This is a genomic window from Gracilibacillus boraciitolerans JCM 21714 (genome assembly GCF_000521485.1).
In the GTDB taxonomy this organism is placed as follows: domain Bacteria; phylum Bacillota; class Bacilli; order Bacillales; family Amphibacillaceae; genus Gracilibacillus; species Gracilibacillus boraciitolerans.
In genome coordinates, this window is the sequence record NZ_BAVS01000004.1 from 40,920 (window position 1) to 53,697 (window position 12,778).

Genomic DNA, 12,778 nt, shown 5'->3' on the forward strand with positions numbered 1-12,778 from the left:
CTTCATTCCGTTTCCCCCTCGAGTATTTCCTGGAACTTGCTTTCATCCCATATTTCTACTTCAAATTTCTTAGCCTTATCTAATTTCGAGCCAGCCTCTTCTCCAGCAATTAACAGGTCCGTCTTTTTACTGACACTCCCCGTTACATTACCACCTAATGCTTCAATACGCTGCTTTGCTTCTTGCCTTGTAAAGATCGATAACTTACCTGTTAATACTACCGTTTTTCCTGAGAATGGGCTATCATCAACAGTTTCAGTTACTTTTGGTCCTTTATAGGTCATATTCAATCCTAATTGCTGTAATTCAGAAATGAGACGCTCCGCTTTATCTTCCTCGAAAAATTTCACCACGGAATCCGCTATTTTATTTCCAATTTCGTCGATCGCTACTAAATCATCAAAACTTGCCTGTTGTAATTGATCGATAGTAACAAAATGACTGGCGAGCGTTTTTGCTGCTTTTGATCCAACGTAACGGATACCCAGACCAAATAATAACCGTTCTAATGAATTTTGTTTAGAATCCTCAATTGCCTGCAAAAGGTTTTCGACTGATTTTTCTCCCATTCGCTCCAATTTCAACAGCTCTTCACGATCAAGCCGATAGAGATCCTCAATGGTATGAATATAGGAGCTTGAAAAAGCTGCTCTATTACTTTTTCGCCGAGACCATCAATATTCATCGCTAATCGGGATACAAAATGGATCAATCCTTCTTTCAGTTGAGCGGGACAATTGGGATTGATACACCGTAAGGCCACTTCTTCCTCTAATCGAACCAATTCCGCTCCGCACGAAGGACAATTCTCGGGCATCGCAAACGGCTGCTGCTCATCGGTTCTTTCATTTTCCAACACGCGGACGACTTCCGGTATAATATCGCCTGCTTTCTTAATGATAACTGTATCACCGATCCGCAGGTCCTTTTCTTTAATTAAATCCTCGTTATGAAGTGATGCTCGCTGTACCGTTGAGCCTGCCACTTTTACAGGCTCAAGTATCGCGGTTGGTGTTATCACACCTGTGCGTCCAACACTTAATTCAATATCAATTAGTTTAGTGATGGCTTCTTCTGCCGGAAATTTATATGCGATCGCCCAGCGTGGACTTTTTGCAGTAAAACCTAACTGTTCCTGTGCTTCTAAATCATCTACTTTGATGACAATTCCATCGATATCATAGGAAAGACTGGCACGTTTTTCGGTCCACTCTTCCACATATTCCAGCACTTCTTCGATACTTTTACATATTTGCGATTCTGGATTGATTTTAAATCCTAATTTTTGCAAATAATCGAGACGGCCACTATGTGTTTCAATTGTTCCTGTCTCCCATTCCCCCCCTACCGCATATAAAAAAATATCAAGTTGACGCTTGGATGCAATTTTCGGATCTAATTGTCTCAATGAACCTGCCGCCGCATTTCTTGGATTAGCAAAAGGTTCTTCCTGATTTTTTTTTCTTATTTCGTTTAGTGAAACAAATGCTCTTTGTGGCATGAAGGCTTCCCCCCCCGCACTTCGATGGAGGAATGATCCTTTATTCGCAATGGAATACTGTTAATGGTTCTTAAGTTACTGGTAATATCCTCACCGGTTGTCCCATCTCCTCGTGTGGCACCTTGAACAAATAAACCATCCTGATATCGTAGAGAAATAGCCAGGCCATCTATCTTTAGCTCACAAACATAGGTGACCTGGTCAGTCGCTAACCCTTCTTGAACACGACGATCAAAGTCTTTTAGATCCGCTTCATTAAAAGCATTTCCAAGACTCAACATTGGTACACGATGTGTGACTTTTGCAAACGCATCTAATGGTGGCCCACCGACCCGCTGAGAGGGAGACTCTTCTGTAATAAGTTGTGGGAATTCTGCTTCGATATCTTTTAACTCTCTCATTTTTATATCATATTCCGCATCTGATACACTCGGATTATCTAAGACATGGTATTCATAATTATATTGATTCAATTCCTCACGTAATGCTGTTAATTGCTGATGTGCTTCTTGCTCTGTCATCGTAAGAGCACCTCCTTGTTTACACTTTTGTAATTGGAGCAAATTTAGCTAACAGCCGTTTGATCCCGGTTGGTGCCGGAAATGCAATATCTAATTCCATGGCATCTCCCGAACCATTTACCTGACAATTGTACCTTGCCCCCATTTTTTGTGGGTTGCTTTATCCCCCCCCACTTGCCATGCTTCTTTTTCGCCACCTGTTGTCTGATTTACGATCCGTTCTGGTTTTCGTTTCGGCTTCTCAAAAGGTAATTCTTGATCTTTAATCGCAATGCGGTCTAGCTGGCTACCAAACATCACTTCCTCTAATTCCTCTTTACCTTCGATTAATTCTTCAGGAATTTCATTGATAAAACGACTGATTGGATTCATGTTCGTTCGGCCATATAGTGTACGCATCTTTGCATGGGATACATGCAGAAGCTTTTCTGCCGAGTGATCCCTACATATGCGAGTCGGCGCTCTTCTTCCATCTGATCATCATCCATCAAGGAACGACTATGAGGAAAAACACTCTCCTCCATACCGATGAGAAACACAACGGGAAATTCAAGTCCTTTTGCTGCATGCAAGGTCATCATGGTCACTTTATCGTTTGCGGAAGGATCATCGTCCATTCGGTCAATATCCGAAATTAAAGCTAAATCAGTTAAAAAGTTTACAAGAGTTTTATCCTCACTGGATTCTTCAAAATGCTTCGTCACTGTTTTAAATTCTTCAATATTCTCTAATCGGGTTTGTGATTCAATGCTTCGTTCATTTAATAACATTTCTTCATAACCCGTCTTTTCAATCACTTCTTCTACCATATCTGTTGCAGTGAGGAATTCCTGCTGTTGGGTCCAATTTTTAATCATTTGCCCGAATTGCATTAGTGTCTTGGCGGCTTTGGCACTAACTCCGACAAAGTCAACCTCTTGTACTGCCGTATACATCGAGATATCATGTGCTGCTGCATATGCTTGTAACTTATCTAACGACGTTTTTCCAATTCCGCGTTTTGGTTCATTCACTACACGTGCAAAACTGATATCATCATCCGGGTTAACAATTAAACGTAAATAGGCTAGCATATCCTTAATTTCTTTTCGATCGTAGAACTTCGTGCCTCCAACCATTTGATACGGTATATTTGCCTTCATAAAGGTTTCCTCAATCGCACGTGATTGGGCATTGGTGCGATAGAGCACCGCCATATCCGTGTGCTGATAGTGTTGCTGCATCACCAATTCTTCGATACGATCTGCAACGAATAAGCCTTCTTCCCGTTCAGTTGAAGCTTGAAAGTAACGGATTTTATTGCCATCGTGGTTGTCGGTCCATAGATTTTTTGGTTTTCTACCTGTATTATTTTCAATCACTTGGTTTGCAGCCTGTAAAATGGATTTTGTTGAACGATAATTTTGTTCTAAAAACACGACTCGCGCTGTTGGGTAATCTTTTTCAAACGATAGAATATTAGTAATATCTGCTCCACGCCAGGCATAGATTGATTGATCGGAATCCCCCCCTACTACACACAGATTCTGAAATCTGGATGCTAATTGTCTCACTAATTGATATTGTGCATGGTTGGTATCTTGATACTCATCGACATGAATATATTGAAAGCGTCTTTGAAAATATTCTAATACCTCTGGAACCCTTTGAAAAAGATGGATCGTTTGCATAATTAAATCATCAAAATCTAATGATTGATTTTTTCGTAATCTGCGTTGATATTCTGTGTAAACTTCTGAAACTTGTCTGCTAAAAAAATCGTTGACGTTTTCCGCATATTTTTCAGATGTAATCAGTTCGTTTTTTGCACCGCTGATCATTCCAAGAATTGCTCGCGGTTCAAATTTCTTAGCATCAATATTTTTGTCTTTCACAATATTTTTAATAACGGTAAGTTGGTCGCCACTATCTAATATGGAAAAGTTACGGCTATATCCGATGCGCTCAATGTCTCGTCTTAAAATACGGACACACATTGAGTGAAACGTCGATACCCACATATCTGCACCGTAAGCTCCAACGAGAGTAGTGATCCTGTCTTTCATTTCACGTGCCGCTTTATTGGTAAAGGTAATCGCCAGAATATTTCGGGGGGGCGATACTTGTTTTTCATCTAATAAATACGCAATACGATGCGTTAATACTCGTGTTTTTCCACTTCCGGCACCCGCCATTATTAGAAGTGGCCCGTCTGTATGTTGAACCGCTTCCTGTTGAGGCTGGTTTAATCCTTTTAATAAGTCGTGTTTCATCCGACTCATTCTAACACCGTCCTTTTTTTTACTTGGTTGCTTTGACTGTTTTTAACGCTTCTTTTGGATTATTATAAATTACATTGCCAACAACAATAATGTCTGCATACTGGCTCATTTCAGCTGCCTGTTCTTTCGATTCAATGCCACCACCATAGATCAGCTTTGTATTATCAAGTTCACGACTTATTTTTTCAGTAAGTGCTGAATCTCCATATGTACCGCTATATTCCAAGTAGAAAAAGGGTAATCGGAATAAATGTTCAGCCATTCTTGCGTATGCAATTGCATCCCCCCCTTCAGTAGGCAGCTTACAATCAGTATGCTGAAAAACTTTTGATTGTTCATTCATAATACAATAACCCTCTGCATACATCTCCTGCCAGTTAACAATATCACCGTATTCACGGATAGCTTCATGCTGCACATCGATCATCCATTTTTTCTGCTGGCTGTTTAACACCATTGGAACAAAATAATAGTCAAAGCCAGGTGTAACTGATTCGATATTAGATATTTCTAAAATCACCGGTACCGTATGACGTCGAATACTGCTTAACAATTGCAACACGTCATCAAGTGTGACGTGATCGGTGCCTCCAACTATTATTGCGTCTGTTCCTGACTCACATATCTTATCAATCATATCTTCTGAAATCTCTTTAGCCGGATCTAATTTGAAGATATGTTTCCATTCATCGATATTATACACGATTATAATCCTCCATTAATGACGATTCTATATCCATTATTTCATTATAGCAAAAATATACACCATTTTAGAATGATAAAGTGTGATTCTCGTATCATTTTTTGCTGAATATTTTGGATTGCTATTTAATCTTTATATCTCAGACATACGTTGATGACTTTTCAGCGATATATCAGTTTATCGCTGAAATCTCAGAAGGCGGCTCGTTACTTTTCATCCATATATCGTTTTTAATCTTTATATCTCAATAAACCAGATATACAATTATTTTTTAAGAATATAATATGCTCTTTTGTTGCTTCCTTTCTGGATTAAGTTTTTCCTTAAAACATAACGCATCCTTTGTTTCCTTATTGGGAAGTTACACCATTGATACATTCTTTCAGTAGTAATCTGTTGTTCCGGAAAAAGGAATATGAATTCTTTAATATTTCGTAAAATACTAGATTGTAGATGTTCTCGTTCTCCACAATAAGCACAGATGATCATTTTGCCTTCTATTCTATTTAAAAAGTTATTGCAAGATTTACATGGGATACCTTTTTTATATCATTATAATTATAGGAAGGTAGTTGCTCATATGGTGATTTTTCTAATCGAATAGACTCGAACTTTTCCTCTAACTTATGAAAAATAGGATCTATAGCAGTACTAGTTTGTAAATGCTGAAAATATTGTTTTAACTGAGTAGGTAATAAAATTTTAGAAGTTCTTGGTGCTTGATAGAGGGTACACTCGGGGGGGTTTACGAAAACCACAACAGCCTGAAGTGGAATTTGGTAACCTAAAGAATAAAGTAATTGCCGCAACAACGATTCATTTCTTTTTAACTGTGTTAAAGGATCGTCTACTTCTTTACCAGTTTCAAAATATAATTTTTCGTTTTCATAGTAGTATTCACCAGGGAAGTTTTTGATTTCATATAGATAAAGAGTGTTATTGATGATTAATATGTGGTCGATTTGAAAAGCTCGATTGCGGTAAGAAAGCCACAGATCGTGGAGAAAAATAAAGTCGCCAGGTAAAGATTCAATATAACGATCAAATAATAGTTCACCTTCATAGCCTTTTTTTAATGTTCGATATTTCCTCATTTCTTCATGTGACAAGGATTTGCGTCTCAATAGGTATTCATACATGATTAATTCGCGAGGTTTTCTTCTTTTCTTCACTATCCTCTTCCTTTCTACTTGTTTGGATTTATTTTACATTAAAATGCAATAAAAAACCAGTCACCCAAGGCAACTGATTAATTATTAATTTCACTAAATACTCCCACATAATTCGTGACATTATTGCCTGCATCTTTTAAGACGCTGATCGATAACCATTGTTTATATATCTCGCCATCTTTTCGTTTATTAATGATTTCTCCTTGCCATATTTCCTTTTCTTTTAATTCCTTCCACATTTCATTATAAAACGTTGACCCTTGTTTGCCAGAACTCAATATGTTTGGATTCCTTCCTACTACTTCTTCTTCCATATACCCGGTAATCCGTTCAAATGCTTTATTAATTTTTGTGATTTTTCCATTTTCATCTGTTACCAAAATTCCCTGCCTGCGTTATTAACGATGTAATTGGACAAGTTTAATTTATCGGTATAATACATCCAAATTACAATAATAAGACTGGCGAGTGCAAACTGCGATAAAGCCATAAACCCAATCGCATAGTGACCGTTTATATCATGAACTAGTGTTAAAATAATGGGCAGGAAAAAGCCACCAAGTCCACCCATTGCTGCTACAATACCATTAACAATACCGGCCTGCTTTGTGAAATACAATGGAACAAGCTTAAAAATCGTACCATTTCCAATTCCTGAAAAAAGAGCAACCGAAAGACTTCCTATGGTATATAGCATTATGGTAGGCGAAAAGGATAAGATAACGCCTGAGATAGTTAATCCTGTAAAGACAAACATCAACACTTTAAATGGATCAAATTTATCACCTAACCAACCGCCGACAGGACGAAGTAATGTACACAAGGCAATAAATCCTGCCGTTCTTAAACCCGCATCAACTTGTGATAATTGAAATTCTGAAACTAAAAAGTTAGGCAAATAGACAGTTAGCGCAACGAATGAACCAAATGTAAGAAAATAAAAGAAGCTTAGAAACCATAGCTTATTATTTTTATACACACTAAGAATTTGCTTTTTCAGTGACGTATCGACTTTTGGCTCGTTTTTATCCCCCCCTAACAAAAAGTTTAATATAGCAAAAAGTAATAATGGAAGGATAAAGGTGAAGACAGCAACGCGCCAACCATATATCCCCCCCGCGATAATCGGGGGCACCAAATGAGGTAATAGCCGTACCAATATTACCTACCCCCCCATATATTCCATTAACAAAGCCATGTTTTTCTTTTGGATAGTATTTTGGCAAAGAAGTAACCCCAACAGAGAAAATTGCGCCACCTATACCTAAAAATAAACCTGATACAACTAAGTCTGTAAAACTATTAGCCATTCCTAAATATCCAACAGGCAAAATTAAGAACAATAAACTTAAGATAAACAGGCCACGTGCTCCAAAACGATTAGTATAAAATCCCAATGGTATTCGCAAGATCGAACCTAAAATAACAGGAACTGCTGTAATAAAAGAAATCTGACCAACAGTTAAGGATATATCCAGTTTAATAAAACTCATTAATGAGGAAAGTATAACCCAAACCATAAAGCCAACTAAAAGACTTAGGGTTTGTAATGGAAGTTGAAGCTTTTTTATATTCGCCATTTCCGTACATCCTCTCCAAAGACTGTTTTGTTACATTTATCATATCGATAAATTCAAATATTAAGTGTGACAATCTTCACATGTAACTAATATTTTATATAATGAATAAACCTTACTAATTTTGTAAAAAATAGAATGATAAGAGGAATATTATGTCTTCATTTAATCTTAATGAACAAAAATAGAAAAAAACAGGAGGACAAACATTATGTCATTAATTGGAAAAGAAGTATTACCATTTCAAGCATCCGCCTTTCGTCAAGGTGAATTTGTGGATGTAACAGAGGAAACATTCAGAGGTAAATGGAGCATTGTTTGCTTTTACCCTGCAGACTTCACATTCGTTTGCCCAACAGAATTAGAAGATTTACAGAATCAATATGCTGAATTACAAAAATTAGGAGTAGAGGCATATTCTGTTTCTACCGATACACATTTTACCCATAAAGCATGGCATGAAAACTCGGATGCCATTAGCAAAATCGAATACACGATGATTGGTGACCCATCCCATCAAATTTCGTTAAACTTTGACGTATTACGTGTGGACGCAGGACTAGCTGATCGCGGGACATTCATCATCGATCCAGATGGTATTATTCAAGCGGCAGAAATTAATGCAGAAGGTATTGGCCGAGATGCCAGTACATTAATTAATAAAGTCAAAGCTGCTCAATATGTACGTAAGAACTGATGAAGTATGCCCTGCAAAATGGGAAGAAGGTGGCGACACATTGAAACCAAGCCTAGATTTAGTAGGAAAAATATAAGAAAAGGGGGGGTCTAAAATGCTTGATCAGGAAATAAAATCACAGCTAAAAGAATATTTAAAGCTATTAGAAAATGATATCGTCATTAAAGCGAATGTTGGTTCAGATAAAGTTTCAAAAAAAGTAGATGAACTAGTAAACGAAATCGCAAGCATGTCTGATAAAATCTCACTAGAAAAAGGGAAATTTGAACGTACTCCATGTTTTAGCATCGACCGACCAGGAGAAGAATCTGGGATTGTCTTTGCTGGTGTGCCATTAGGACATGAGTTCACTTCTCTTGTATTAGCCTTATTACAAGTAAGTGGCCGTCCACCTAAAGAAGACGAGAAAGTTATCCAGCAAATTAAACAATTAGACGGTCCATTATATTTTGAAACATATGTTAGTTTATCCTGTCAAAACTGTCCTGATGTTGTACAAGCACTAAATCTGATGAGTGTCATTAATCCAAATATAACCCATACAATGATCGAAGGATCTGCTTTTAAAGAGGAAGCTGATAACAAAGAGATTATGGCCGTACCAGCGGTATTTTTAAATGGGGAATCATTTGTAAATGGCCGGCAAACGTTAGAAGGTATTCTTGAAAAACTCGGAAGCAGTGTAGACGTAACTGAAATAGATAATAAAGACCCATATGATGTATTAGTTGTCGGTGGAGGACCAGCTGGCGCGAGTGCTGCAATCTATGCTGCTCGTAAAGGGATCCGTACTGGTATTGTTGCCGAACGCTTCGGCGGTCAAGTACAAGACACACTAGGCATCGAAAACTTTATTACAACTACTTACACAGAAGGACCGAAGCTTGTTGCCAATCTTGAAGAGCATGTTCGTGATTATAAAGTTGATATCATGAACTCAATGCGTGCGAAGTCATTAGAGAAAAAAGATTTATTTGAACTGAAACTGGAAAATGGGGCAACTCTAAAGAGTAAGACAGTAGTACTTTCCACAGGAGCACGCTGGCGAAATATCGGTGTTCCCGGCGAAGCCGAATTCAAGAACAAGGGTGTAGCATATTGTCCTCACTGTGATGGTCCGATCTTTGAAGGAAAAGATGTAGCCGTTATTGGTGGAGGAAATTCTGGTGTCGAAGCTGCAATCGACCTTGCCGGTATCGTCAAACATGTTACTGTACTGGAATTCATGCCAGAATTAAAGGCAGATCAGGTATTGCAGGATCGACTTCATAGTTTATCAAATGTAACAGTATTAACAAATGCTAGAACTTCTGAGATATATGGTTCTAATAAAGTGGAAGGACTATGTTATGTAGACCGTGAAACAGAGGAAGAAAAGAATATTCCATTAGCCGGTGTTTTCATTCAAATCGGTCTTGTCCCCCAATACAGAGTGGTTGAAGGAAACACTGGAAGTAAATAAATTTGGTGAGATCATGGTTGATGGTCATGGTTCCACCAGCCTTCCTGGTGTTTTTGCAGCAGGTGACTGTACAAATAGTGCGTTTAAACAAATCATTATTGCGATGGGATCAGGTGCTACAGCAGCATTAGGTGCATTTGATCACTTGATTCGAAATTAATTAAAAAAGGTTGTCACTCGCTGATGGGTGACAACCTTTTTTCTTATGGACAGATTAGCAGATCTTTTATCTTTTTTGTCCGTTAGATTAATTCTTATGGACAAAAATCTATTTTTTTTATTTTTTGTCCGCAAGGTGCATTCTTATGGACAGATCAAGAAATTTTCCTCTTATTCTGTCCGTAAGATTTTTTCTTATGGACATTATGAGAAGGAAATCCACTTTTTTGTCCGTAAGAATTTAGTCCTATATAATACCATTTACTTTTGATCAGCTGGAAATGTAAGGTTAATTTCTTTACGTGCCTGATCTAGTATACGCATTGTCTCTAATGAATGCTCCCACGTATTAATGCGATTTTCCTTTTCTTTATTTTCAATCGTTTCGATAAATGATTTTGCCTCGTAATACATGGTGTTTTCTTCTTGCTCAGCATCTAATTTTTCTTCTGTTCCGTCCTTATAAACAATTGTAACATCCTCCATATCAGAGAACTTGCCAATTACGATAGATCCTTTCTCACCTTGAATCTCAGACGGAAGAGAGGAATTGGTGATTTTTGAAAACATAGCTACTCCATTTAATTCAGGATAGTCAACTGTAACTGTTCCTTCACCATCTACACCAGATTCAAGCATATAAGCAGTAGCCTTCACGCTAGTTGGTACGCCGAACAGGTCTACCATTGGATAAAGGCAATAGACGCCAATATCCATTAATGAGCCATTTGATAATTCTGGTTTAAAGGCGTTCATGACAACACCTTCCTTATATTTATCGTATCTGGAAGAATACTGACAGAAGTTGGCGACATAGCGACGAACGGGACCTATTTTTTCAAGACTATCTTTTATCAGTTTAAAATTAGGTACATGCGTTGTTTTCATTGCTTCCATTAAGACAACCTCATTTTTCTTGGCTGTTTCAATCATTTGCAACACTTCTTGTTCATTAGAAGCAAAAGGTTTCTCGACAATAACATGTTTTCCACCATTCATACAAGTTATTGCATGTTCACTATGCAAAGCGGTTGGCGATGCGATATAAACCGCATCAAATTTATCACTATTTGCAAATGCTTCTATATCTGTGAACGTTGCCTCTACCTGATATTTACCGGCAAATTCTATTGCTTTCTCGTCTGTTCTTGAATAGACCGCACTTAGCTTAAACGTATCTACCTTACTTGCACCATCAATAAATCGATCGGTAATCCAATTAGTACCAATAACTCCAAAGCGAATCATATTTCTTCCTCCCATAACATTTTTATAATCTTGAAAAAGAGCCCCCCCTTTTTAGAGGGAGCTCTATTATTCTTCTTCCTTTAATCGATCCAATACAATTCGATATCCATCATTACCATATGAGAAGCATCTTTTTACACGGGAAATCGTTGTGGTGGATGCACTTGACTCTTTTGCAATGGCTGTATATGTCCTGCCTTCATCCAACATTTTAGCCACATGTAATCGTTGAGCAAGTGATTGAATTTCGTTCATCGTTGCAATATCATCAAAAAAGCGATAGCATTCTTCGCGATCTTTTAGTGTTAGGATCGCATCAAATAACTGATCTAATTGTTTGCCTCGCAATTTATCGATTTGCATGGTATACACCTCTCCTTTTTACTCCGCTTCATTTGACAGTTGAACACCATCAATACCAGGATTAGTAGGAATAACGTTTATCCATGTTTGTCCTGGAACAAACGGAACAGGTTCTCCCTCTTTCGTTGGAATTATTCTACCATTATTTCGCTCCCATTGCACGCGTTGTACTTTACCATGCTGTAGTAATAAAGCATCTCCTCCAGAATCAATGTCTATTTCCCGCCTTCCCACGTCATCAATCACTTCATGGTTTGCTTCGATAAATAAGACATTTTCCAACATAATTGGCGTATTATCTTCATATTCCACTGTTTGCTCTCCATCGCTATATCTGGCATAGCCAGCCGCTTGTGTATCATAGATATAGCTCACGGAATAATTACTCCCATAATTAAATTGAATATTTGCAACCGTATCACCCTCTATTTCAACATCATCAACAAAAGTAAGGGGGGGCTGATAATTTGCCTCTAGTGCATATCCTTTCTCTTGAGCGAGCTTGTATATACCATCAAATATTGTATAGGAATTATGTGGAGCTACACGATCATTCGAACGCTCAAATAAAACTTTATCATTATCATAATACATACCGTTTAATCCCTCAACATCACCATTTTGAATCATATCTTCTATATATTGGGCGGCACCATGGTACACATAAATACCATTATAATCGTCAGTTATATGAAAATAATAGGGACGGGCACTGCGCACTGGACCTACCCGATCAGGAATATCACTTTGAAAAAAAGCCAATAATCTAGTAATATTACCTTCCGCAAGAATTTCGATTACCTTATCTGCGTGCGACAAACCCGTCTGCGGTCTTGCCTCGGGATGATTATTGAGCATAACCGCAATCATTCTATTTGTTACCTCTTCATCCGCTTCTAATCCGGTTAGCGGATAGATATGTACAGTTGATTCTGGTTCCGCTGGTTCTTCAATGACTTCCTCTTCAACCGGATCTTCTTCAGTCTTCTCATCTAGAGCACCTTCATTATCATTAGAACACGCAACAAATACCAACAGTAAAATAAAAACAAATAATAATTTTTTCAATACGATTACCACCTTTTTCACTAGTCATAACCAAATATCGACATGC

At 37.8% G+C, this 12,778-nt stretch carries 5 protein-coding genes and 5 pseudogenes; 2 read left to right on the plus strand and 8 right to left on the minus strand.

From position 1 onward, the window contains the following. Positions 1-2: 2 nt before the first annotated feature. From ligA to JCM21714_RS04810, 5 genes and pseudogenes are all read right to left on the minus strand, one after another. Positions 3-2,022: pseudogene (gene ligA / locus JCM21714_RS04785) on the minus strand (NAD-dependent DNA ligase LigA). Between the two features lie 19 nt (positions 2,023-2,041). Further along, a pseudogene (gene pcrA / locus JCM21714_RS04790) lies at positions 2,042-4,283 on the minus strand (DNA helicase PcrA). Between the two features lie 19 nt (positions 4,284-4,302). After that, positions 4,303-4,986 carry a heptaprenylglyceryl phosphate synthase gene (gene pcrB / locus JCM21714_RS04795; protein ID WP_035722236.1) on the minus strand — a complete coding sequence of 228 codons (684 nt, stop codon included), beginning with the start codon at positions 4,984-4,986 and terminating at the stop codon, positions 4,303-4,305. 506 nt (positions 4,987-5,492) lie between these two features. Further along, on the minus strand, positions 5,493-6,158 hold the full coding sequence (locus tag JCM21714_RS04800) for a nuclease-related domain-containing protein (protein ID WP_235182620.1): 666 nt from the start codon (positions 6,156-6,158) through the stop codon (positions 5,493-5,495). A 77-nt stretch (positions 6,159-6,235) separates the two neighbouring features. Continuing rightward, a pseudogene (locus JCM21714_RS04810) lies at positions 6,236-7,738 on the minus strand (nitrate/nitrite transporter). Between the two features lie 208 nt (positions 7,739-7,946). Here JCM21714_RS04810 and ahpC point away from each other — a divergent pair. Continuing rightward, positions 7,947-8,508, plus strand: a pseudogene (ahpC, locus tag JCM21714_RS04815) (alkyl hydroperoxide reductase subunit C). An 18-nt stretch (positions 8,509-8,526) separates the two neighbouring features. Continuing rightward, positions 8,527-10,054: pseudogene (ahpF, locus tag JCM21714_RS04820) on the plus strand (alkyl hydroperoxide reductase subunit F). 260 nt (positions 10,055-10,314) lie between these two features. Here ahpF and JCM21714_RS04825 read toward each other — a convergent pair. The 3 genes from JCM21714_RS04825 to JCM21714_RS04835 form a co-directional block, all read right to left on the minus strand. Next, positions 10,315-11,301, minus strand: a complete 987-nt coding sequence (locus JCM21714_RS04825) for a Gfo/Idh/MocA family protein (RefSeq protein ID WP_035722246.1) — start codon at positions 11,299-11,301, stop codon at positions 10,315-10,317. A gap of 66 nt (positions 11,302-11,367) precedes the next feature. Next, positions 11,368-11,664, minus strand: coding sequence for a YerC/YecD family TrpR-related protein (locus tag JCM21714_RS04830; protein ID WP_035722253.1), 297 nt, complete (start codon positions 11,662-11,664; stop codon positions 11,368-11,370). Between the two features lie 18 nt (positions 11,665-11,682). After that, positions 11,683-12,732, minus strand: a complete 1,050-nt coding sequence (locus JCM21714_RS04835; protein ID WP_035722256.1) for a DUF3048 domain-containing protein — start codon at positions 12,730-12,732, stop codon at positions 11,683-11,685. Positions 12,733-12,778: the final 46 nt, after the last annotated feature.